This is a genomic window from Clostridioides sp. ES-S-0001-03 (assembly GCF_020676075.1).
Lineage (GTDB): Bacteria > Bacillota > Clostridia > Peptostreptococcales > Peptostreptococcaceae > Clostridioides.
Map to the genome: position 1 here is coordinate 357136 of NZ_JACVWJ010000001.1, position 24707 is coordinate 381842.

A 24707-nucleotide genomic window follows, 5' to 3' on the forward strand; every position below is an offset into this window, starting at 1 on the left:
GTGATATTTAGATATGGAAATGAAAGGCATTAAAAATATTCGTATAGATGACCGTTTAATTCATGGTCAAGTTGCAACTATGTGGAGTAATAAATTAGGTGTTACAAGATTAATGGTAGTAAATGATGCAGTAGCTAATAATTCTGTTCAAAAACAAGTTCTAAGAATGGCTACACCTGCGGGAATAGCATCATCTATAATTACAGAAGAAACTGCCATAAAAAATATTACTGCTGGGAAGTATGAAGGACAAAATGTATTATTAATTGTCAAGTCTCCTGTTGACCTTATTCCATTTGTGGAGGCAGGATTAAAAATACATAATATAAATGTAGGAAATATGTCAAGTAGAAAAGATACAACAGTATTAAAACCTAATATCAGTGTTACAGAAGAAGAGAAAGAAGCATTTAGAAAACTCCTAGATGAAGGAATTGAAATAACAACTATAATGACGCCTGATGACAAGAAAACTTATCTTGTAGACATTTTATAGATTTAGAGAGGTGTATTAAAATGAATAGTATTATTTTGATGAGCCATGGAAATATGGCTGAAGAAGTCTTAAATTCCGCAAAAATGATAATAGGGGATACTATAAATTATCCTACTGTAAATATGAAACAGGATGATGGAATTGAAGGAACAATAAAAAAACTAAAAAAAGCTTTAGAAGTATATAAAGAAAGTTCAGAAATAACTATAATGGTGGATTTAATTGGTGGAACGCCATGTAATGCTGCTTTATTAGAGGCCAGTATTGATAGTAGAATTAAAATCATTTCAGGGTTAAATTTAGGTATGGTTATTGAATCAGCTTTTTCAGATGCAAAAGAATTAGCAGTAAAGTTAGAGAAGATAGGTAAAGACAATATTTCTATAGTTGAACCTACAATGAGTTTATTATCTGATGATGAATAGAAACTTTATATTAATATCTAATTAATGTACAACTTCTGAGAAAGAGAATATAAATAATCTTGTGTAAACTCCAGAATAAATTTAATTTTAGAATTTATACTTTAAAGGGGTTATGGCTGTGTAGTCATAACCCTTATTTAAGATTATTACCATCTTTATAAAAATAGCATCTATATAAAGCTATTCTTAATTTTTTTGACTTTAATAATGACTGTAACTAATATTTCATTAAGATGAATATTTAATCGATTTAATACTTTAGGTCAGGTTCTAAAACTTTGAATTCACTTATTATAATACTGGAAGTTATTAAATAAAGTGATTTATGAAGTGATTCATCTGTTGTAAATGTCGATTTAGATGTAGTTACCTTTTTCAGTGTTCCATTACAATTATAGTATAAGTAATGGGTTTGAATTCGTTTAGGTATTAAAAAATGTAACTAGCTTTTTAAGCTAGTTTTTAGATTACTCATTATAGTGTAGTTATTTTATCATTTATTTCGTTCATCAAAGTTAAATTTTGTATATTTAAAAAGCTCTTGATATTTACAGCAGAACCACCATATAGAGATGCCTCAGACCCTAATGATGAAATTTCTATATTTATACCTTTGTTAAAAGAACTAACTAACATATCTTTTGTAATCTGTAATATCTCAGGTATATCTCTAATTATTTGGCTATTTAAATAGATTATCTCAGGAGCATAGGTTGCAATAGCATTATTTATAGCTATTGATAAGTAACTGCAAAAATCCTTAATAACTTTTTTAGCATTTTGATTATTTGCATAGTATAGCTGTTTTACCATATTAGAATCCATCTTAGGGATATTTTCTAAAGAAGAAAGTTGCTCAAATACTTTTTTCTCTGAACAATATTGTTCTAAACATCCAAGGTTTCCACAAGGACAGGGTTTACCATTAGGCATGATAATAGTATGGCCAATTTCGCCGCTCATACCATTTCTACCATTATATAATTTATTGTTTATTATAATGCCTGAACCAAATCCACTGTGAATACTAAGACTAAGTAGTGAACTATGTATCGTTGAGAAAGTACTCTCAGCTAAAGCTGTTAAATTTGCCTCATTTTCTATATGAATAGGGAAGTCGTATTTTTCACTAAGGATACTATATAAATCAATCTCATTAAGATTATAATATGGAGTAAACAGTATTTTATTTTCACAAGTAATTCCATGTATAGCCAGAGTGAATCCTATTACATTATAAGGAGTATCTATTTTGGATATATTATAACTATTTATGACCTCATCTATTAGTTGTATGACATTATCTTTATTTATCTGTATATCTGTCAAATTCTTTGACTTTATAATAGTTCCATCTAAATAAGATAGAGAAGAGAATATATAGTCATATCCAATATCCATACTTAAAGAAATCCCTGCACATTTATTAAATACTAAAAGTATGGGTTTTCTTCCACCGCTATGAGTGCTATTTCCAATTCCTATTTCATGGACTAGAGATTCATCAATAAGTTTTTTGGTAATAGCAGATATAGTTGCTTTGTTTAATCCTATGGTAGAGGCGATACTCGCTCTAGAAATAGGACCATTTTTTATAATTTGTTCAAGTACCAATCTTTCATTCATTTCTCGAATAGTGTATTTATCAGTAACCAATTTGATATTCCTCCTTAAAATAATATTGTAATACTTTTTAGTTAAAAATAAAAGGTTATTTTGCATTGACAAAGATAATTAAATATTTTATTATTAGTTCATAAGTTAGTTTAATATACTAACAAAAATAAAGCAAGTAAAATATATCTAAACATAAAAAAATTGGAATAGGAAAACGATAATTATAAGTACTATCTCAAGGAGGGATTAAATTGGAGTATGTATTAGGTGTAGATATTGGTACATCAGGTACGAAAACTGTCTTATTTGATAAACTAGGAAATACTATAGAAAGCTGTACATATGAATATCCTCTTATACAAGAGAAATCAGGTTGGGCAGAACAGGATGCTAATGACTGGTGGAAAGCTGTAGTAGAATCTATAAGACATGTAATTCAAAGTTCAAATATAAGTAGTGAATATATAAAAGGAATTGGATTATCAGGACAGATGCATGGTCTAGTTATGCTAGATAAAGAAGGTAATACATTAAGAAACTCTATAATATGGTGTGACCAACGTACAATAAAAGAATGTGAAGAGATAACTGACTTAGTGGGAAAAGAAAGATTAATTGAAATAACTGCTAATCCAGCACTTACAGGCTTTACAGCATCAAAAATATTATGGGTTAGAAATAACGAACCTGATATTTACAAAAATACTAATAAAATACTTCTTCCAAAAGACTATATAAGATACAAGTTGACAGGAAAGTATGCTACAGAAGTATCAGATGCAAGTGGTATGCAGTTACTTGATATAAGTAAAAGAAATTGGAGTGATGAAGTACTTGAAAAGTTAAATATCGATAAAAACCTTTTAGGTAAAGTTTATGAATCTCAAGAAATAACAGGATATGTGACTAAAGAGGTAGCAGACTTAACAGGGCTTAAAGAAGGAACAATAGTTGTAGGAGGAGCTGGAGACCAAGCAGCAGGAGCTATAGGAAATGGAATAGTTGAAGAAGGGGTAGTTTCATCTACTATTGGCACATCAGGGGTGGTATTTGCATATACAAAAGAACCTAAAGTTGATAAAGAAGGTAGAGTTCATACTTTCTGTCACGCAGTACCAAATACATGGCATGTTATGGGTGTTACTCAAGGGGCAGGATTATCATTAAAATGGTTTAAGGATAATTTCTGTCAAAGAGAAATAGAAATTTCAAAATCTTTAGAGAAAGATGTATATGAAATTATAAATGGGCAAGTAAGTCAGGTATCATCAGGATGTAATGGATTACTTTACTTACCATATATGATGGGAGAGAGGACTCCTCATCTTGACCCTTATGCTAGAGGAGTGTTCTTTGGATTATCTCCAATGCACTCTAAAAAAGAAATGGCAAGAGCAATTATGGAGGGTGTTTCATACAGTTTAAAAGATTGTATGGATATAATACAAAGCCTTAATATAGACGTTAATGAAGTAAGAGCCTCTGGAGGAGGAGGTAAAAGTAAAGTCTGGAGACAGATGCAGGCAGATATGTTTAATCAAGATGTATATACTATAAACTCAAGTGAAGGTCCAGCATTGGGAGTTGCAATTCTTGCACTAGTAGGGTCAGGAATATATGAAAATATACAACAAGCTTGCAATGTCATAATAAAAACTTCAACTAAGTTAGAACCAATAAATGAAAATGTGGACATGTACAAGAGATATCACAAATTGTATAAAAAATTATACAAGTCTTTAAAAGATGATTTTAAGATGTTAGATGAAGCAGTTAATTTTAAAGATAAATAATTAAAACAGGTTTAAACTAATAAAAAATATTACATACATCATATGTGTAAAACATTGGGAGGATATAAAATGAGTGAAATATTTAAAGGAATAGGACAAGTAAAATTTGAAGGAATAAATTCTGAAAATGAGTTAGCATTTAGATACTACAATCCTGAACAAGTAGTAGGAGATAAGACTATGAAAGAGCACTTAAGGTTTGCAATGAGTTACTGGCATACTTTATGTGGAGAAAGTAATGACCCATTTGGAGTAGGTACAGTAGATAGACCTTGGAATAACATGACAAATCCAATGGAAATAGCAAAGTTTAAAGTTGATGCAGGATTTGAATTTATGACTAAGATGGGAATTGAGTATTTCTGTTTCCATGATAGAGATATAGCTCCAGAAGGAAAAGATTTAGCTGAAACAAATAAAATATTAGATGAAATAGTTGAGTACATAAAACTTAAAATGAAAGAGACAGGTATAAAATTGTTATGGGGAACTGCTAATATGTTTGGTAATCCAAGATTTGTTCATGGGGCATCTACAACTTGTAATGCTGATGTTTACGCTTATGCAGCGGCTCAAGTGAAAAAGGCTATGGAAGTTACTAAGTATTTAGGTGGAGAAAACTTTGTATTCTGGGGTGGAAGAGAAGGTTATGAAACTTTACTTAATACTAATACAGAACTTGAAATGGATAACTTTGCAAGATTTCTAAAAATGGCTGTAGATTATGCTAAAGAAATTGGATTTACTGGACAATTCTTAATAGAACCTAAGCCAAAGGAGCCTACTAAACATCAATATGACTTTGATACTGCTACAGTTTTAGGATTCTTAAGAAAGTACAACTTAGATAAATACTTCAAAATGAATATAGAAGCAAACCATGCAACACTTGCAGGTCATACTTTCCAACATGAGTTAAATATAGCTAGAATAAACAATGTTTTAGGAAGTGTTGATGCAAATCAAGGAGATTTATTATTAGGATGGGATACAGACCAATTCCCAACAAATATATATGATGCAACACTTGCAATGTATGAAGTGTTAAAGCAAGGTGGAATAGCACCAGGTGGATTTAACTTTGACTCTAAAGTAAGAAGAGCATCTTTTGAAGTAGAAGATTTATTTTTAGCTTATATTGCAGGAATGGATACATTTGCAAAAGGATTATTAATAGCTCATAAATTATTAGAGGATGAAGTATTTGAAAACTTTACTAAAGATAGATATGTAAGTTTTAGTGAAGGTATAGGTAAAGACATAGTAGAAGGTAAGGTTGGATTTAAGGAATTAGAAACTTATGCACTACAAATGTCAACTATAAAGAATAAGTCTGGAAGACAAGAAATGTTAGAAAACATACTTAATAGGTATATATATGAAGTTGATACAATTTGCAACAAGTAGTTGTATAGTTATGAATCTTAACTGATTAAATAAAAACTAGGGAGTATTCTCTAGCTTTTATTTTAAAGTGGAAGACTAAAGATGCAAAGTAAGAGGCCAAAGATACTAAAAAATTAATTTAAATTACAACAAAGCGCCTATATTTGAATAATAAATCCAAAATAGGCACTTTAAAATTATTGTAACCAGAATGGCATATCTACAAATGGAGTAAATTCATCAAATAAGTCCAAATAATCTTGGGCTTTTTGTGGTTCATTACATTTTGCTAGACCATTTTCAATAGTTTCAATAATGTTAACTTCTTTTGTTATTAGCTTTGCCCATATTTCTTTGGAAGCATCAATTGAAATATCAGCTTCTATATCACTATCTTGACCATGTATTTCAATAATTCCTCTACGTAACTCTAAATTAAATACTTCATTAGTATCAGTTACACATGCTAGTAGTGTTATATGAACAGCAGAACTTTTAGGACCATTTAGCTTAACTTTGAAAGATTCAAACATAGCTTTGGATGTTAGACCTATAAATGAATTTGAAAAAGGAGGGAATCCTGCATTGGCTCCACCTTGTTTTACTATCTGTTCAAAAGTTCCATCTAATGCCATTGCACTAGTTAGATACCAATTACGCCAAGTGGCATTCTCTGTTTGATATCCAAGCATACGAACAGCAGATGCCTTAAGGCTTCTAGCTTCCATATCGTTATTATTTATACGGATAGGATAGTTTAATATTTCTGCAGCCCATTCATAATCTTTGTCATCGATAGCCTTTTTAGCTTCAGTTAATATTACTTCACGACCACCCATAATTTTTATATATTTTTTAGCTGCATCTTTAGGATAAATAGGATTTAATTTACTTGCTTCACCATTAAACCAGCCTATATATTGGTCATAAACACCTTTAATGCCTTGTTTAAAAGTTCCATAAAATTCACCTAAACGTTCTCTTTGAAATAGATGCGGGGGAAGTTGTCCTAATTCATTTATTGCATAATCAGGAGTATATCCCATATTTATAAGTCTAACTGTTTGGTCATGAGTATACTGTATAGCATCTCTATAGTCTGTTAGAAGAGAAGTACATTCATCTTTACCATGTAGTGGTCTCATATGAGTTCCAACTAAATAATGTGGTTGATAATTACGAATTTTATCAATTCCTGCATACCATTTCTTAGCATCGCGAACAGTACCTCTAACAGTATATATGTTAGGAAATATTTCGCCTTGAACAGCATCTCCAACAAACATTATCTTTTCTTTAGGTAAAAATACACATACAGCATCTTCAGTTTCAGCCTCACAGTGGAATAACTCTAAATCAACACCTGATATAGTAATTTTCAATCCATTTTCAACAGATACAAATGTGTTTGGTGTAATAAATTTATTAGAACCTTTAGATAAAACAGGTCCACAACCTAAGTTAACATAGCCATGTTCTCCTTTGGGAAGTATAGAACCATACATCCAAACAGCTCTTCCCATTCTAATATCTAGTAGTTCCCCACTAGCTTGAGAGAAATGTTTTATAAATGTTTCATCGACAATAACTAAAACTTCTTTATTTTGGCTTTGTTCTTGACTTACACAGACACTCATACCGCCCCAATGGTCACCATGATTATGAGAAACTATGACTGCTTTGACTGGTTTATCAGTGATTTTACGAAAGCCCTTCATTATTTCTTCCATCATTTCTATAGTTTCAGCTGGGTCTATGATTATAATGCCATCAGTTCCTTCAATCATAACTGGATAAGATAATCCAAATCCAACAGCACTATATACATTTTCACCTGTTTTATAAATTTTTTGTTCCATTGTTTTAGAATGTTCTGTCAATCTAGGATTAACAAACTTCGATTTTTCAGTATAAGCGAAATTACTCATAGACATAACTCCTTTTAAATATTAAAAATTTTATTAGTTTACTCTAGTAACAACAGGAGGTAACCATTTACCACAAATAGCATCTATCAAGTGTTAGGTACTTCTATTATTACAGGTTCTTTACGTAAGTCAAGCCAAGCTGTTGAGTATGTAGTATCATTGTTTGGTGCTGGTATAAACGATGTTTGTGGTGATGCTACAGTGGCAGTATGAGCAAATTCATTAAAATTTGTTAATTTAGTTTGGGGATTCATAATCTGTGTATATAGCAATTCATACATACCTACTATTGGATATCCATATATATAAGTATTTTTAACTATTTTAAGTAAATCATTCTTATTCATTGAGAATTCCTCCTTTAAAATAACCTTACTATGTTCCATGAACATGTTATTATTACAAACAACATAACAGCATTATAAGCAATGATTAATTTTGCCTTACTTATTTTTTTATTAATAGCAGTACCTAACAACCCACCTAAAACTGCAGCAAGCATTATGCATAATAACATTGATATATCAAGACCTAAAGGTATAGAGTTTGAAATTAATAGAGTTATTATTTTTGAAGCTTGAGAGAATAGTATCAGTATTATTGAGTTAACAGATGCGTTCTTTAAATCCATCGAGAAAAACAACGTCAGAGCTGTTATGTTTATAGGACCACCACCTATTCCTAAAAAAGATGAAATCATTCCTAAAGTATATCCAAGTAAAATTATAAATATACGATTCTTTATATGGAATTGTTTTTTATTAGGTAGATTTATGTATATTAATATAGATATTAATAAAGTAAAAAGAAGTCCATTCTGAATTATTTTTACAAGTTTATCTTTGTTAATAAATTCAACTATAAATTCAAATATTTCAGTACCAATTAAACCTCCTAAAATTGCTCCACTTCCAAGCAATATAGTTGTTGGTTTTTCAAATTTAGTTTTATATCTAATATGTTTAATAACAGCTGAACAAGACATAGTAAATACAGCACAAGTTGATAAAAAACTTATAACTGAAGCATCTAGTGTAGTTACTGCATCTAGCACTGGTTTTATAATAATTCCTCCACCAAGTCCAGAAATTGCTCCTACAATAGATGCAATAAATCCTACAATGAAAAATATCATATGTGTTTCTCCTATCCTAAAGTTTTATGCTAATTTTATTAATAGTAAGTATGCCCTAAAACAGTAAAATAATTTATTTTTAATAAGGGTTAAATTTGAAATAATTCATATATTTTTACAAATACTATTATCTATAATGAAATATAAAACTATGTAATATTAATAGTAGAAAATAAAAAAGGATTATATAAAAAATAGGATATAAAAACTTAATATTATCATTAGTAATAAATTAAACTTAAAAATAGTAATGGTTGTATAAAAAATAATTGACTTGTTAAAAGAAAATATAGAAAATTCTATATCAAATAAGATTACAGTATGTATGGTTGCAGTTAAAAATTAATTATAATATTTATGATAGTTTTGTAAAATAATATATGCACTTAGATATAAAAGAAAATTATTTAAATAGTAATTTTACTTTAGAGTAGCCATATTCAAGTATATTTATATATTTAGAGGCTTTTTATAGAATCATAAGAAGACGAATTTTAAGTATATTTGTGTAAATATAAATTATAATAAGATATAAGTATTAGTGTAGAATAGTTATAATAATATAGGCTATTAAAATATAAACTTGGAGAGTTGATGAAAATTGTATGAAAAAGAAAATATTGTTTTTAGGAATTATTTGTATATCTATAATTTTACTAAGTAATAATACTTATTCCCAAAAGAAGCAACTATCTGAGGAAGAAAAGATAGATGACTTTAAATATGTATATAATGTTATAAAAACAGGGTATCCTTACTTGGATGTAAATAAGAGACTTAATCATATTGACTGGTTAGAAAATAAGGACAAATATATAAAAAGAATTAAAAATACTGAAAGTGATGAAGAGTTTATAGAAGAAGTATCCTCTATATTATCAGAATTAAACAATAAACATACTGAGTTAATAGATAATAAAAACAGATATGAACTTTTTAAAAAATCATACTCTAATAATAATTGGTATGACTTTATTAATGACAAAAAAGTTGTAGATAGATATAATTCTATAAATACTAAAATAAAAATACCAAATGATATTTTTGTAAAAAAAGAACTGATTTTAGAAGATATAATTAAAGGTAAGGTTGGATACATGTATTTACCATCAATGTCACCACAAAATGGGTCAATGGATAAGGATTTAAAAATGATAGGAGATTATGTTAATACTTTAGAAAAATATCAAACTCTAATTATTGATATAAGAGGAAATTCAGGCGGAAGTGATAGGTATTGGAAAGGAATTGTATCTAAACTTATAAAAAATGATATAAAAATAGAAGGTTATAGACTCTATAGAAATAATAATAAAATAGTTAAAAAATACACCAATGCAAGAAATATAAAGTTAGAGCCTATAGAAAACCTACCAGTAGGTGTAAAGAAAAATGCACCAAAGGAAACTTTAAAAAATTTTAGTGATTTTGAAAAAACTTCTTATACCATAAATACTAGTAATGATTTGGAATTTAAAGGTAATATATACTTACTTGTAGATGAAAAAGTATATTCATCATCAGAGTCGTTTTCTATGTTTTGTAAAGAGACTAAGTTTGCAACTTTAGTAGGAGAAACTACTGGAGGTGATGGTGGAGGAATAGACCCTGTGTTGTTTGAGTTAAAAAATAGTGGTTTAATAGTTAGAATGTCAAGTTGTATGTATTTAAACAAAGACGGAATATGCGATGAAGAATTTAAAACTATTCCTGAGTTTAAAGTAAAAGACTGTAAAAGAACAACAAATTTTAAAGATGATAACAGTATAAAAAAGGTATTAAAGCTTGAAAATATCAATTATTAAATAACAATTAAATGTTGCTGGATATTATTTTAGAGATTTATCTTTAGCATTAAAAATTATAGAAAAATTGTAAAAAAGTAACTCAAAATGATTTTGAGTTACTTTTTTATGTAAGTTTTGAAGTTTTTTATAAGATTTATTTGTCCTTTTAAAATTTGATTGGAACCTCTATACAAAGATTATAATAATTTCAATAGAGCATTAAAAAGCAATAAAATATAATAAATAGCAATAAAATACAAAATAAATTTGACTTTTTTATATTCTTAAACTAATATATTATTATTATCAAATGAAAGGTAAGTGTAGTTATGGAGGAAAAGTTTTATACAATAGACCAAGTTGCGAATATTTTAGAAATGCATCATAAAACAATAAGAAAGTTTATAAAAGATGGGAAATTAAAAGCTAATAAAGTCGGTAAGCAGTGGAGAGTATCACAAGAGGATTTAAATAGTTTTATGGATGTAAAGAGTGAAAATGAAGATAAGGGTATAGAATTTAGGTTAAATGCATCTGAAAACTTAGCGAGCATCCCAAAAGTTAATGTATCTACAGTAGTTGAGATAAATAATATATCTAATAATGAATATTCACGTTTATCAAATTTGCTTTTGGCACTTACAAATAATCCAACTTCAATATCAAGTGGTTCTACCATTAATTTGAAGTATGCCGAAAATGAAAATAGGCTTAGGGTTATGTTATGGGGAGATATAAAGTTTATTGAGGAAATGTTAAGCTCTATATCTTTATTAATAGAAAATATTTAAAGTAGAAATGAGGAATTAAAATGAATTACGATATAAGAGAACAAAAGGATAAAAAATATATTTTTGTAGATAGCAAATTTAGTAATGAAGAAGAAATCATGGATATTATATCACTGTGTATGGAACATGGTACAGATTATTTGATGTTTAGTAAGAATTCACTTACAGATGATTTTTTTAATTTAAAGACAGGTTTGGCAGGTATTACAATACAAAAATTTATAAATTATAGGATACAAGCTGCTGCAATTGTTGATGATAAAAATAGGATAAATAAAAGATTTTCAGAACTAATGTTAGAGTTAAATAAATCAAATAATTTTAGACTATTTGATAATTTTGAGGATGCTAAAAATTATATTTTAAATCTAAAATGACGGAGATTAATAAAATAAATAATATAAGTAAGGCATTTAGAAGTATTGAATATAAAAATAAAATACATATATATGATAATTATTTAATAAGTAAATGATATTTTCAGAATTAAGAAATTAATATAAATACAAACTTAAGAAACATATTTATTAATAACCTTTCTATGTTACAAAAGTGTAATACTGGTAGATAAAATGTAATATTTACATAAGGATTTAACCGTACAAAACCTTTAAAATGAATATATACTAAGAAATGAACAAATGGAGGTTATTAATTATGAAAGAAATATTAAAAATAAAGAATATATCAAAAGACTATGGAATAAAAGGATTTAAAACAAATGTATTAAAAAGTATATCTCTCACAGTTAACGAAGGTGATTTTATAGCAATAATGGGTCCATCAGGTGCAGGAAAAACAACATTACTTAATCTAATGTCTACACTTGACAAACAAACCTCAGGAGAAATAATACTCGATGGAATTAACATATCTAAAGTAAAAAATAATGAACTATCAAAATTAAGAAGAGAGAAGATAGGATTTATATTTCAAGACTATAACTTATTAGATAATATGACACTCATGAATAATATAGCACTTCCTCTGGCATTAGGAAAAAAGAAAAGTAAAGAAATTGAAGGTAAGGTATTTTCGATAGCCAAAAAATTTGGATTAGAAAATCATTTAGATAAATATCCATATCAATTATCAGGAGGTCAAAAGCAAAGAGGTGCAGCAGCGAGGTCACTAATTACAAATCCAGCAGTAGTATTTGCTGATGAGCCAACAGGTGCTTTAGATTCTAAATCAGCTTATGAACTTTTAAACTCATTAGAAAGAATAAATAAAGAGAATAATGCTACTATTATAATGATTACACATGACCCTCTAACAGCAAGTTATTCAAATGAAGTATATATGATAAATGATGGAACTATAAAGTGTAAATTAAACAAAGGAAGTAGTAGAAAAGAATTTTATGGAAAAATTATGGATATGTTGGCCTCTATGGGAGGTGAAATGTAAGTGAGTGTACTTGGAATTGCTTATAATAATTTTAAAAGTAATATAAGAACTTATCTGGCATTTTTTATATCTATGGTCTTTTCAGTAGTTGTACTGACTAATTTTGAATTACTAAGATATGGTGATGCCATAAATGTATTGCAAGGGGAAAATCAGAAATTCACATTATCAGTGTTAATATCTGTAATAATAATATTGTCAGTATTTTTATTTTTCTTTATATGGTATGCGACAAATATATTCTTTAAAAATAGGTCAAAAGAAATAGGGATACTATCTTTTATGGGGTTGGATTTATATACTATAGGAAAAATATATTTTGTAGAAAATATGCTTATAGGAATAAGCTCTTGTATCACAGGAATACTTATAGGGATAATAACATCTAGATTTTTCCAGGTAGTAATAATAAAATTATCAGGATTTGATATAAATGTATCCAATGGGTTTAGTATCAAAGCTATAATGTATGCCAGTTTGATATTTATTTCTATATTTATGATAATGACTATAAAAGGTTTTGTAACAATATGTAGAAGTAGTGTAATAAACCTAATTAACACATCTAAGAAACAAGACAAAATACCAAAAGTAGGTATAGGATTATACATATTAGCCATAATATCAATTTTAGTATTAGGATATGGTTATTATCTTTCTATGGATATACGCTCTGGAAACATAGCTAGTGTAATACCAGTTATAGTGATAATAATAATAGGTACTTATGGTTTATTTAAATCAGTTATGCCTGTTGTATTTCATATGATAATGAAAAATAAAAAGGTATTATTCAATGGAAATAATATAATAGCAATAAACAATATAAATTATAGATTAAATAAAAACTATAAAACTTACTCTATAATAGCTATAATTATAACGACTACAATATCAACCCTTGGTGCATCAGTTGCCATAAAACATATGCAACAAAATGCTCAAGAACAGAGGAATGTATATACTGTTAGTATAGTTTCAACAGATAAAAATGAAGTAGATAGAACACAAATAGAAGATATAATAAAAGATACTAATAGTATAAGATATTCAGTAAATCCAGAACTAATAGCTTTAGAAAATCCAGATAGCAAAGATGATTATGATAAATTAAATATAATAATGAAATACAGTGATTTTTACAATATTCTCAAAGTAAATGGAAATGAGAAGGAATTAAAAGAGTATGGCGAAAAATTAGTTGAAGGAAATAATGTAATGCAGTTAAAAAGTCCTCAAACGATATTAACATTAGCTAAAAAAGAAACTAATGTGAACATTGATGGACAAGTATATAATATTACAAAAGGGGAAATAAAAGTACCAGTATTGGGAACAGGGATTAATGACAGCATTATAGTAGTAAATGATAACATCTACTCTAAGTTAAAAGACAAAGGAGAACAAATATATTTTTATGGAGCGAAAGTATCTGAGGAAGAAAATAGCCAAAAGATGTTCGATAATATTGAAAAAAATTTAAGTATGAAAAGTGGCTACATGAGAAATGGATATAAAGCTCAAAACGAAAGTCAATGGATGAAATTTGCATATGTAGTGCTTGTATTTTTATTTTTAGTATTTACGCTTGTGGCTGGAAGCATAATATACATGAAAATATATAGTGATGCTTATGAAGATAGAGATAAATATAAAACTTTATTGAAGATAGGAACTACAGAAAAAGAAATAAATAAAGCTGTCTTTAAAGAAGTAGCTATATTTTACACTTTACCAATGTTAAGTGCAACAATATCAAGTTACTTTGCATTAAGACTAGCAGGCAGTTTACTAATGGCTGATTTATTTAGTATATATATATTAAGCTTAGTAATATGCTTAATAATCTTCATAATATATGGAGCAGTATCTATTAATAAGTTTAAGAAGGTAATATACGAAAATTAATCAATAAATTTGTTAAAACAAAGAGACTCTTACAATAAGAGTCTCTTATTAATTAGGTTTAAGCCGTTTGACTAATAAATGTATACAAAATATAATATGATAGAGATAATTTATATTATAATAAAATATTAAAATAATGGAGATTGCATAAATGTATAAAATTTTATTAATAGAAGATGATATTGATTTATCAAAAGAAATTGCTTTGGCGTTAGAACGATGGGGATTTAAAGTAGAAGTAATTGATAATTTTGAACTGATTTTAGAAGAATTTATAGATAAAAAACCAGATGTAGTACTTTTGGATGTTAATTTACCACTGTATAATGGATTTTACTGGTGCGAGAAAATAAGGGGTGTTTCAAATGTTCCAATCATATTCCTTTCATCAAGAGATTCTGATATGGATTTAATAATGGGAATAAATAATGGAGGAGATGATTATATTACAAAACCATTTTCTATAGATATCTTAGTTACCAAAATAAATGGGATAATAAGAAGAGCTTATAATTATAGCGACTCTAATAGTATTCTATACTACAAAGATTTAATGTTTGATGTAGGAAAAGGAATTATAAAACACAAGTACAAGGAAAAAGATATAGAATTGACTAAAAACGAAATAAAAATTTTAAACTTATTATTAAAAAATAAAAATAAAGTTGTATCAAGAGAAAGTCTTATGATGACTTTATGGGATAATGATGAATTTGTTACAGATAATGCTCTTACTGTAAATATAAATAGATTGAGAAGTAAGGTTAAAGAGTTAGGTGTTGATGATTTTATAAAAACTAAAAAGGGAATAGGATATATAATATAATGATAGTAAAATATTTAAAAGACAGATTCAAGTATATTGTGCTTTTTTTTATTATCATTAGTATAATAAATATTTACTTACTTGCTATAAATATATTTGAGAATCAATATGCAGAGTTAATATACTTAGATTTTCTAGCTTTACTCATAATAATAGTATTTTTTATTGTAGATTATATAAACTTTAAAAATAGCTATAAAGATTTATGTAAGTGTCTAGAAAATAATGATGATATAGACAACTACTTGATTAGTGGACAATCCTTTGAAGCAAATATCATGAGAGATATTATTGAAAATTTGAAATCAAAGAATAATGAAGATACAAAAAATTACAAACAATCTCTAAAAGAATTAGATGAATACATAGCTAAATGGGTTCATGAAATAAAGATTCCAATATCATCTTTGAGTATAATTACAGATAGATTAAATAATATAGAAGATAGTATAGATATTAAGAATCAAATTGCAAAAATAAACTTTTTAGTAAATTCTATTTTATATAGTAGTAGAAGTAATAGTATGTTTGAGGACATATTTATGAATAAAGTTAATTTAGAAAAATTAATAAAATCCTCTATAAAGAATAACTCGTTTTTACTCATAAAAAACAATATTGAAGTTAGTTTAAACAACTTAAATTATACTGTTTACACTGATTCTAAATGTATAGCCTATATTTTAGACCAAATTATTAATAATGCTATAAAATACTCAAAAGAAGTTGGTAAAATTGAATTTAATGCAAAGCCATTAGAAAACGGAGTAGTGTTATCTATAAAGGATTATGGTATAGGTATAAATGAAGAGGATATATGTAGAGTTTTTAATAGAGGATTTACAGGAACAAATGGAAGAAATAGATTGTATAAGTCTACTGGAATGGGATTATACTTTGCAAAAAAGATGATAGATAACTTAGGTCATAAGATTGATGTATACTCAGAAAATGGTGTTTATACAATTTTTAATATTCATTTTTATAATATATCTGATTATTTAAATCTAAATAATTAAATTAATAGATTGAGTGTATCCACTTTAAATCTAAAAAATATAGTAGTATTTTTACTGTAGAATATAATTTGAAATAGTATTACGAATCAAAAAGCAGGGAGATTATCTACCTGTTTTTGATTCATAATACTATTTATAAAAATTATTATCTCTAAGAACTTGAGCACGTATACGGTTAATTAAAAACTGTTTTAATTTAGTTAAGCAGAAAAATAAAATAGCTCTATTTTCAAATTCTGTTCTATCAACAGGTAGAGGTTGATTTTGCATACTAAGCATTAACCTGCCCAATTCTTCAAGAAGAAGATTTCCTGTTTCGGCTTCAAATTCAGTATAACCTATCTTATGTATGAAAGCAGATAGAATATGAGCTTGTGGTGGAGTAGAGTCTAGTTGAGATATATAACTATACAAGTCTTCTAAGATATCCCGTTGGCTTTTTATAATATCCATATGTTCTAAGAAAAATTTAGTATCACTTAATAAAGTATTATTAATATTATCATAAGTTTCAGAAATACTACTATCAATAAGTGAATTTAAGGTATATAAATCTCTACTGAACCTATTTTCTTTTTTAGGATTTACAATAATATTGGCAATATCTATAAGCACAATACTCACTTCTTCTTGTAACTTTTTTTGGACTTCATAGATTTTATGTATATTTGTTGGAATATACATATTTATTATGACACCTATTCCAGTACCTATTGCAAATATTCCAGCTTCATTTAAAATCCATTTAATAGATGTTTCTCCTTGTAGGAAGTAATGGGATGCAATTACTACACACATGGCAATAACATCTTGAATTTTTAATAAAAAACAAAGTGGTATAATTATGAATATAAATATTGAAAATGAAGTCAAATTATATCCTAAAATATTAAAACATAAATAGGAAAAAATAGTACATAAAAGAAAACCATAAACCTTTCCAATAGAACCCTTAAGCGTTTCTTTTTTAGTGTCTTTTACTGTAAGTAGTACTATAACTCCAGCTACCATAGAGTATTCTAATTTTAACAGCCAAGCAATAGATATAGCAAGAGAGCATCCAAGGGATAATTTTATTACTTTAAGTGAATTAATATTATTCAAATATAAACCTCCTGTAAACAACTATAATAAAGATAATTTTAACATAAAACTAATAGGGTTTGAAATGTAATTAATTATACTTAATTATTTTATTGCCCTATTTAGCTAAATACAATCAGTATATTTTTATTTTATGAAAGTTTTTTGTATATATTATTTGCCAGTGTAAAATCTCCTACATTTGCTTGAGTTAAAAATATTAACAAAAATGATGTAATAATTGTTGCTTTTGATGATTTGCTAATAATACCAATAAATAGCGCTATAAAGCTCATACTGACAAGTACAACTGACTTTAAAATATTATTATGTTGATTATAAGTATAGTATGTTCATAAGAATATTAGAAATGCAAGAAAACTGGTATACATCATGATGATATTTTTTTTATTTCATATCATAATAACAAATAAAAATAGTTGTAGCAAATGAAAATAGTCAAAAATGTATATACTATTATTAATAAAAAATAAAATTATATAATTAATATGATTTTATAATTGGTTTGGTATGGTGATTTTTAACTTTTATGTTATACTATTTATAAAAGTAAGTATAAAGATAAAAATACATAATTAAATATGTATAAGAAGTTTTAAATAGCCTTATTAATGAACTTAATTATTGTTCATAATGACAAATTGGAGGAGATAAACATGAAAATTACTGAAGGATACATGCCTTTTGAAGGTTTTAAAACCTATTACCGTATAGTGGGAGAAGCTACAGAAGGAAAGAAACCATTAGTACTACTTCACGGAGGTCCAGGTTCTACACATAACTATTTTGAAGTATTGGACAAGATAGCTGAAAGTGGAAGACAAGTTATAATGTATGACCAAATTGGTTGTGGTAATTCATTTGTAGAAGGGCATCCTGAGTTATTTAATGCAGACACTTGGATAAAAGAACTTATCGAACTAAGAAAACATCTAGGGCTTGATGAAATACATCTATTAGGTCAGTCTTGGGGAGGTATGCAGGCTATTTGGTATGCTATTGAATATAAACCAAAGGGTATCAAGTCGTACATTCTTTCATCTACTCTTTCTTCTGCAAAACTTTGGGAAAAAGAACAAAAAAGAAGAATATCATATATGAGTGAAGCTGACCAAAAAGCGTTACTTGATGCAGTAAATACTGGAGATTACTCTAGTAAAGAATATAATGATGCATTAGAAAAGTTTATGGAGATGTATTGTGCAGGGGAAGTAACTGAAGATTCTCCTGAATGTTTAAGAAGACCTAAAAAGTCTGGTTCTGAAGCATATATTGTAGGATGGGGATATAATGAATTTTCTCCTACAGGTACTCTTTCTGGATATGAGTTTACAGATAGATTACATGAAATAAAGGAACCTTGTTTAGTAACTAGTGGAGCGATAGATTTGTGTTCACCATATATTGCAAAGACTATGTATGATAGGATACCTAATAGTAAATGGGAACTATTTGAATATTCAAGACATATGCCATTTGTTGAAGAAAATGATAAATATATAGAAGTTCTAACTAAATGGTTAAATGAAAATGATTAAGCTTATATAAATTTATAAAAGAGATTAAACTGATTGTTTAATCTCTTTTTTTATTATTTTATTATAAATTAGAGTATTTTTTATATGTGATAAATTTTGAATAAGAATAATATGAACAATTGTAAAAAGTTTAAAAGTATTTAAAGAGAAAAAAAGTCTTAAAACCTCAATAAATCATACAAATCATTAAAAAACTACTATAATTAACATATAATAACAGAATTTAAAAACACTTAGTTTTATGACATTTTAGAAATTTTTTTTAAAATTGGTATAATTATTCTGTTTAAACTTGCTTAAAAAGTATATTTATTATAATAAGAAACAATTATATAAATAGGAATAGATTATTATATTAATATATAAATAAAAATAACTATAGAAGGAAAGGCATATTATGGAAAAGTCAAAAGTTATTGAAATGATAAAAAATAATCCTAATATTATAGCAACTATAAATAATCCAACTGATGAGATGAAACTATTAGCTATCAAAGAAAATGGACTTGTACTAGAATATATAAATAATCCAACTAAAGAGATGCAAGAATTAGCAATTGATAACAATATTAGAGCAATTAAATTTATAAATGACCCAACAGAAGATATGATGATAAAAGCAGTAAATGATGGATGGAGTATATTAGACTATATAAAAAATCCAACTGATAAAGTGATTAAATTAGCTATAAATCAAGCAGGGTGGGCTATTAAATATTCTAAAAATCCAAGTGAAGAGTTACAATTATTAGCAGTAAGAAAAAATTATGATTCGATAAAGTTTATAAAACAACCTTATGAAAGTGTACAAGAAGAAGCAGTAAAAATAAGTTATGATGCATTAAGATATATAGATTTTCCTAGTTATAATACAGAACTTATAGCTATTAAGAATAATGAGGCAGCTATTAACTTTATAACTAATTTAGATAAGAATAAAATATTAGAATTCCTAAAAGTAAATATTTTAGTGATTAAGTATATTGTAAAGAAAATATCTAAAGAGGAATTAGAAGAAGTATTAAAAGAAGTACTATCAAAAGAAGATGTTGAAGAAAAGTATATTAGAGATTTTTTAAATTGTAATATTATAGATAGAAACAGTGACTATATAGCAATAGACAAAATGATGTTTATTTACAAATATGGAAGTAAAACAGCAAAAAAAATAGCTGTAGACGAAAAATTGAAAATTATGTAGGAGAGAGAAAAAATGAATTTTATAGATACATTAAAAAGCGTTGACTTAATATTATCCACTGGAGAAGTTCCTCTAATAGTTGGTGAAAGTGGGATAGGAAAAACAGCTCTAGCAAAAAAACTTGCCAAAGAAAATAATTGGAGTTTGATTGTAATTGATGGAAATCTACTTAAAGAGGGTGAAATAGGAGGTCTTCCAACTATAGAATCTTATGTAGGAATTAATTCTAATGGATACAAGACAGAAAAGAAAACTACAGTATATGCTGTTCATAATAAATTAAGAGAAATTGATGAAGAAATATCTAAAGGAAAAACAGTTCTTTTATTTATAGATGAGATAAATCGTTGTGAGCATACTGTACAACAAGAACTTATGAATCTAATTTTAAATAGAGAGATTAATGGATATAAGTTACATGATGATGTAAAGATTTTAGCAGCAATGAATCCATCAAGTAAATATGGTTCAGATTTCGATTATCAAGTTGTAGATATGGATTCAGCTCAAGAAAATAGATTTGTTTGGTTAAATATGGAGAGTGACCATACACAATGGTTGAAATGGGCAATAGATGAAGGAATTGAAAAAAAGATTATAGAGTTTATTTCAACTTTCCCAGAATATCTGCATAAAACAAATGAAGATGATATAAGAGCAACTCCGAGAAGTTATGAGAGAGTTTCTAAAATTTATAAAGTTTATAAGGACAAAAAGAAAGAAATTCCTAGAACAGTATTTCTAAATGTTATAAAGGGGAATGTAGGTAAGGTTATAGCAGAAGAGTTTATAAGTTTTATTGAATCAGATTCTAGTCCATTGATATCTTATGAAGATGTTTTTTTAGGTGATACTATTGATGAACATCTTGTAGAAAGAGTAAAAAATGAAAGTCATACAAGACTTTATTTATCAGCGATAAATATTCTAAAAAACTTAGAATTAAATATGAAAAATGATGAGTATGAATCAAAATATTATATTGATAGATTTATTGAGTTCTTAAAAATATATCCTATAGATTTAATGATAGGAATTATGAAGGATATTAGAAATAGCTATATTGAAGTGTATAAAAAAGCTATAGAAAATGAAGAGTTTGTAAAATCTTACTTTGAGTCATATCGTTTAATAAGGGGATAATATATGGAAAATTATTTTGATAAGCAGGCAAAAGAACTCTATATTAAAGCTAGTGAAATTATAAATACTCATTCTATGTTAAAGGCAAATCGTGCTAATGAGAAATTTGAGGTAGATATACCAAAAGATTTTAAAGATGAATTTTTTAGTCTTGTAGATAAAGTTAGCTTAAGCCTTATGGAAGAAAAAGATAATTTTTATGGCTATTTTTTGTTTCAGATGTCAAGGGAGATAAGATTTGATATAAGTAGTCCTACAGGTGTGAATTTTAAAGGAGCTAAATACGTCATATACTTTAATCCAATAATTTTTTTAACTCTCAATATAGAACAGATGGAAAGTACAATAAAGCATGAAATTTATCATATAGTATCTATGCATTTGGTAAGAGCAAAAGAATTAAAAGGAAAGTATAGTACATTAGCCATTAATATGGCAATGGATATAGTAGTAAATAAATATTTGAATAATTTACCACCATATGCTACTACTTTAGAATGGGTAAATCTAAAATATTCTCTAAAGCTAGAGCCATATGAACCTTTTGAGTATTATGTAGAAAAGATTCAAACTGAATTAGATTTGTTAGAAGAAGATGAAGATGGTGAAGAAGATGATAGTGACAAGTATGGAACTATAGAAACTGATTATAGACCAGAAAAAACTCATGATATATGGGAAGAATCCGATGATATAGATGAAAGAACTCTTAGAGAATTTACAGAGAAATTTATTGATAGTTCTCAAAAAGGTAAAATTCCAACACACTTAGAAAACATGATAGCAGCCCTTAAAAATAGTAAAGGCGAATTACCATGGAATTTATATCTTAGTAGGTTAATGGGAACTGTTGAAAACAATAAAAAGAAGACTATAACAAGGAGAAATAGAAGACAGCCTAATCGATTAGATTTAAGAGGAGAACTTAGAAGTCATAAAGCAGAAATAGCCGTTGCTATTGATATAAGTGGAAGTATTAGTGATGAAGAATTTAAACAAGCAATTAAAGAAGTTCTTAATATAGTTAAAAATTATAATCATGAAATTACTATTATAGAGTGTGACAGTGAAATTAGACGTGTATATAAAGCAAAAAATATAAAAGATATAAAAGATAGAGTTAAAATAGGTGGAGGCACAAAATTTACTCCAGTTTTCGAATATGCTAATAATAAAAAGATTAACTTATTAGTTTACTTTACTGATGGTAAAGGTGAAAATAAGCTACAGGTAATACCTAGAGGTTATAAAATTTTATGGGTTATTTCTGGAAATGGAGATAAACTTTCACTGAGAGAGCATTATGGAGCAGTTAAAAAACTTAGTAAAGTTGAAACAAAAGATGATATATTAGAGATAAACGATATTAGAAATGATGGATACTCAATGAATAGTCAAGCACCAATTTTATAAATATTATAATGGGTATGATTTGTTCGATTGTTATGGTTTACTTACTATCCAAATTAATGAAAAATACATTGATTAATAGTCAATGTATTTTTTATTATTTAAACAATAAAAGTTTTACTTAGCTTAAACTCTCAAAATATGGTACAATTAGTATATAGTAGATAGTTTTGATGATGTAAATTCAGTTGTCAAAACTATTTTTTGTTAAGGATGGTGAGGTTTTGTGTTTAAGATTGATGATTATATAATGTACGGAATGACAGGTGTTTGTAAAGTTTTGGACATAACAAACGAAAAAATTACAAATGGTGTACAAAAAGAATATTATGTATTAAGTCCCCTTTATTCTAATAATACAATAATAAAAATACCTGTTGATAATAAGAAAGTTCCAATGAGAAAGATACTTTCTGAAGTTACTGTGGCTTCGCTAATAAATGATATACCTAATATGGATACATCATGGATAGATAATGAAAAAATGAGAAGTGAGCAATTTAAAGTGATGCTTAGAAGTGGTAAGTGTGAAGAGTTACTTAAATTAATAAGAAGTATATACTGTAATAAAGAACATATAAAATCTCTTGGTAAAAAATCACATCAAGCAGACGATAATATGATGAAAGAAGCAGAAAGATTATTAAATGAAGAGTTTGCAACTGTTTTGAATATTTCTCCTGATGAAGTTACTTCATATATATCAAGTCATATACCGCAATAAAGTATTTTTTATATTATCTCCTACTTAAAAAGTATAGCATAGTTAAAACTATAAAGAAAAAGAAAATAATATTTAAATATAATTTTACAATAAGTATTTATGAATATTTTATTGCTATTTTTAATTATTTCAGAATATTATTTATTCGCATTGTTTTACTAAAAATTGAATATATAATATTATAGGAATTGTTAAAATGATGTTTATAATATACAATTCTTAAAAAATTAAATTATTATTGAAAATACTTTTTAATCAAGGGGATGATTGAATGGTAAGTTTAATAAGCATGTTGAAAATCTGAAGTAAAATTAATAATATTATAAGAGTATTATCATTTAAAATATATGACAATATAAAATATATTCTAGTGTTAATTGATAAGGTGACTACTATATTAAATAGAAGTCATCTTATTTAATTTTACCTACATCGTAAAAATTTATATTTTATTAAAGTAAAATAGGCTCATTTAAGTTACACATAGTTTTAATTTCTATGTAAAAAATCTTATTTTTAGCTTCATATAAACAAACTTTTAACTTAAATTTATCCAGATTATTATTTTTATATTATTGCTAGAATTAAGTATATTACGAAGATGTTTTTAAATATTAACATTAAATTATTTGGAATTATACTAATATAAACATAAGCTATATTTATTATAAATACTACAATTTAGCTATTTATTTAAGAAATAATTATTTTTTATAAATGAAAACATAGATTAGATAAATGCTTCTAGCTTAGAAGAGTACATTATAAATATAATCGACAAAATAAGACTAAATATATCTTTATAATTTGAATTGATATATTTGCTGTATATTTATAGTGTAACTTGAAAAATTATAGATATACAAAATTTAGAGTATTTCTAAAATAGTAATATATAATAATTACTATAGTTTGTTTTTAATCAAACTTTTTTATTTTAATTAAGTAAATATTAAGTTAACAGATAAAAAATGATGGATTTTAAAGAATTTAAATTTATTAAAAAAGTATTTACTACTTTTGTTGTATTTATTTAACAATTTCATTGATTGTGTATTTAGAATAA

The 24707-nt window shown here is 26.6% G+C and carries 21 protein-coding genes; 16 read left to right on the plus strand and 5 right to left on the minus strand.

Going from position 1 to position 24707, the window contains the following annotated elements; genetic code table 11:
• Positions 1–13 precede the first annotated feature (13 nt).
• Together IC174_RS01570 and IC174_RS01575 are read left to right on the plus strand one after the other, a co-directional pair.
• On the plus strand, positions 14–496 hold the full coding sequence (locus IC174_RS01570; protein ID WP_227481967.1) for a PTS sugar transporter subunit IIB: 483 nt from the start codon (positions 14–16) through the stop codon (positions 494–496).
• Positions 497–516: 20 nt separating this feature from the next.
• Complete coding sequence (locus IC174_RS01575) at positions 517–921, plus strand: PTS sugar transporter subunit IIA (RefSeq protein ID WP_227481968.1); 405 nt, start codon at positions 517–519, stop codon at positions 919–921.
• Between the two features lie 474 nt (positions 922–1395).
• On the opposite strand, the gene IC174_RS01580 is transcribed toward IC174_RS01575, so the two are convergent.
• Entirely contained in the window at positions 1396–2577 is a 1182-nt protein-coding gene (locus IC174_RS01580) for an ROK family transcriptional regulator (RefSeq protein WP_227481969.1), read from the minus strand.
• A 206-nt stretch (positions 2578–2783) separates the two neighbouring features.
• Here IC174_RS01580 and xylB point away from each other — a divergent pair, with 206 nt between their 5' ends.
• Together xylB and xylA are read left to right on the plus strand one after the other, a co-directional pair.
• A complete protein-coding gene (xylB, locus tag IC174_RS01585; RefSeq protein WP_413927174.1) occupies positions 2784–4331 on the plus strand; it encodes a xylulokinase in 1548 nt (515 codons plus the stop codon).
• A 69-nt stretch (positions 4332–4400) separates the two neighbouring features.
• The gene (gene xylA, locus IC174_RS01590; protein ID WP_227481971.1) at positions 4401–5738 is read left to right on the plus strand and encodes a xylose isomerase; all 1338 of its coding nucleotides are present in this window, start codon (positions 4401–4403) and stop codon (positions 5736–5738) included.
• Between the two features lie 176 nt (positions 5739–5914).
• Here the strand turns inward: xylA and IC174_RS01595 are convergent, their stop codons facing one another.
• The 3 genes from IC174_RS01595 to IC174_RS01605 all read right to left on the minus strand — a co-directional run bounded on the left by IC174_RS01595 (position 5915) and on the right by IC174_RS01605 (position 8780).
• Positions 5915–7645 (minus strand): alkyl sulfatase dimerization domain-containing protein, encoded by a 1731-nt coding sequence (locus IC174_RS01595; protein WP_227481972.1) that lies wholly within the window; start codon positions 7643–7645, stop codon positions 5915–5917.
• 86 nt (positions 7646–7731) lie between these two features.
• Positions 7732–7992: a DUF1254 domain-containing protein gene (locus tag IC174_RS01600; protein ID WP_227433877.1), complete on the minus strand. Its 261-nt coding sequence runs from the start codon at positions 7990–7992 to the stop codon at positions 7732–7734.
• Between the two features lie 14 nt (positions 7993–8006).
• Positions 8007–8780 (minus strand): sulfite exporter TauE/SafE family protein, encoded by a 774-nt coding sequence (locus tag IC174_RS01605; protein ID WP_227481973.1) that lies wholly within the window; start codon positions 8778–8780, stop codon positions 8007–8009.
• A gap of 605 nt (positions 8781–9385) precedes the next feature.
• Here IC174_RS01605 and IC174_RS01610 point away from each other — a divergent pair.
• The 7 genes from IC174_RS01610 to IC174_RS01640 all read left to right on the plus strand — a co-directional run bounded on the left by IC174_RS01610 (position 9386) and on the right by IC174_RS01640 (position 16521).
• Positions 9386–10585, plus strand: coding sequence for a S41 family peptidase (locus IC174_RS01610; RefSeq protein WP_227481974.1), 1200 nt, complete (start codon positions 9386–9388; stop codon positions 10583–10585).
• 311 nt (positions 10586–10896) lie between these two features.
• Complete coding sequence (locus IC174_RS01615) at positions 10897–11358, plus strand: helix-turn-helix domain-containing protein (protein WP_227481975.1); 462 nt, start codon at positions 10897–10899, stop codon at positions 11356–11358.
• 20 nt (positions 11359–11378) lie between these two features.
• Positions 11379–11735, plus strand: a complete 357-nt coding sequence (locus tag IC174_RS01620; protein WP_227481976.1) for a DUF4180 domain-containing protein — start codon at positions 11379–11381, stop codon at positions 11733–11735.
• Between the two features lie 280 nt (positions 11736–12015).
• Entirely contained in the window at positions 12016–12768 is a 753-nt protein-coding gene (locus IC174_RS01625; protein ID WP_227433882.1) for an ABC transporter ATP-binding protein, read from the plus strand.
• A complete protein-coding gene (locus tag IC174_RS01630; RefSeq protein WP_227433883.1) occupies positions 12769–14676 on the plus strand; it encodes an FtsX-like permease family protein in 1908 nt (635 codons plus the stop codon).
• A 151-nt stretch (positions 14677–14827) separates the two neighbouring features.
• Positions 14828–15502, plus strand: coding sequence for a response regulator transcription factor (locus IC174_RS01635; protein ID WP_227433884.1), 675 nt, complete (start codon positions 14828–14830; stop codon positions 15500–15502).
• Positions 15502–16521, plus strand: a complete 1020-nt coding sequence (locus IC174_RS01640; protein ID WP_227481977.1) for a sensor histidine kinase — start codon at positions 15502–15504, stop codon at positions 16519–16521. The genes IC174_RS01635 and IC174_RS01640 overlap by 1 nt, the downstream gene beginning before the upstream one ends.
• Positions 16522–16650: 129 nt before the next feature.
• Here IC174_RS01640 and IC174_RS01645 read toward each other — a convergent pair whose 3' ends face one another.
• Complete coding sequence (locus tag IC174_RS01645) at positions 16651–17625, minus strand: aromatic acid exporter family protein (protein ID WP_227481978.1); 975 nt, start codon at positions 17623–17625, stop codon at positions 16651–16653.
• A 656-nt stretch (positions 17626–18281) separates the two neighbouring features.
• Between IC174_RS01645 and pepI the strand changes: the two genes are divergently transcribed.
• From pepI to IC174_RS01670, 5 genes are all read left to right on the plus strand, one after another.
• The gene (gene pepI, locus IC174_RS01650) at positions 18282–19163 is read left to right on the plus strand and encodes a proline iminopeptidase (RefSeq protein ID WP_227433887.1); all 882 of its coding nucleotides are present in this window, start codon (positions 18282–18284) and stop codon (positions 19161–19163) included.
• A 397-nt stretch (positions 19164–19560) separates the two neighbouring features.
• A complete protein-coding gene (locus IC174_RS01655; RefSeq protein ID WP_227481979.1) occupies positions 19561–20364 on the plus strand; it encodes a hypothetical protein in 804 nt (267 codons plus the stop codon).
• Between the two features lie 12 nt (positions 20365–20376).
• On the plus strand, positions 20377–21507 hold the full coding sequence (locus IC174_RS01660; protein WP_227481980.1) for an AAA family ATPase: 1131 nt from the start codon (positions 20377–20379) through the stop codon (positions 21505–21507).
• Positions 21508–21510: 3 nt separating this feature from the next.
• Complete coding sequence (locus tag IC174_RS01665) at positions 21511–22920, plus strand: VWA-like domain-containing protein (RefSeq protein WP_227481981.1); 1410 nt, start codon at positions 21511–21513, stop codon at positions 22918–22920.
• Between the two features lie 223 nt (positions 22921–23143).
• On the plus strand, positions 23144–23641 hold the full coding sequence (locus IC174_RS01670) for a CarD family transcriptional regulator (protein ID WP_227433891.1): 498 nt from the start codon (positions 23144–23146) through the stop codon (positions 23639–23641).
• Positions 23642–24707: the final 1066 nt, after the last annotated feature.

Excerpts from the sequence above, each read along its gene's own strand:
- IC174_RS01665 (WP_227481981.1), top strand. The coding sequence starts at position 21,511 with ATGGAAAATTATTTTGATAAGCAGGCAAAAGAACTCTATATTAAAGCT.
- IC174_RS01655 (WP_227481979.1), top strand. The coding sequence starts at position 19,561 with ATGGAAAAGTCAAAAGTTATTGAAATGATAAAAAATAATCCTAATATT.
- xylA (WP_227481971.1), top strand. The coding sequence starts at position 4,401 with ATGAGTGAAATATTTAAAGGAATAGGACAAGTAAAATTTGAAGGAATA.
- IC174_RS01635 (WP_227433884.1), top strand. The coding sequence starts at position 14,828 with ATGTATAAAATTTTATTAATAGAAGATGATATTGATTTATCAAAAGAA.
- IC174_RS01575 (WP_227481968.1), top strand. The coding sequence starts at position 517 with ATGAATAGTATTATTTTGATGAGCCATGGAAATATGGCTGAAGAAGTC.
- IC174_RS01625 (WP_227433882.1), top strand. The coding sequence starts at position 12,016 with ATGAAAGAAATATTAAAAATAAAGAATATATCAAAAGACTATGGAATA.
- IC174_RS01660 (WP_227481980.1), top strand. The coding sequence starts at position 20,377 with ATGAATTTTATAGATACATTAAAAAGCGTTGACTTAATATTATCCACT.
- IC174_RS01610 (WP_227481974.1), top strand. The coding sequence starts at position 9,386 with ATGAAAAAGAAAATATTGTTTTTAGGAATTATTTGTATATCTATAATT.
- IC174_RS01600 (WP_227433877.1), bottom strand. The coding sequence starts at position 7,992 with ATGAATAAGAATGATTTACTTAAAATAGTTAAAAATACTTATATATAT.
- IC174_RS01620 (WP_227481976.1), top strand. The coding sequence starts at position 11,379 with ATGAATTACGATATAAGAGAACAAAAGGATAAAAAATATATTTTTGTA.
- IC174_RS01640 (WP_227481977.1), top strand. The coding sequence starts at position 15,502 with ATGATAGTAAAATATTTAAAAGACAGATTCAAGTATATTGTGCTTTTT.
- IC174_RS01570 (WP_227481967.1), top strand. The coding sequence starts at position 14 with ATGGAAATGAAAGGCATTAAAAATATTCGTATAGATGACCGTTTAATT.
- IC174_RS01615 (WP_227481975.1), top strand. The coding sequence starts at position 10,897 with ATGGAGGAAAAGTTTTATACAATAGACCAAGTTGCGAATATTTTAGAA.
- IC174_RS01595 (WP_227481972.1), bottom strand. The coding sequence starts at position 7,645 with ATGAGTAATTTCGCTTATACTGAAAAATCGAAGTTTGTTAATCCTAGA.
- pepI (WP_227433887.1), top strand. The coding sequence starts at position 18,282 with ATGAAAATTACTGAAGGATACATGCCTTTTGAAGGTTTTAAAACCTAT.
- IC174_RS01605 (WP_227481973.1), bottom strand. The coding sequence starts at position 8,780 with ATGATATTTTTCATTGTAGGATTTATTGCATCTATTGTAGGAGCAATT.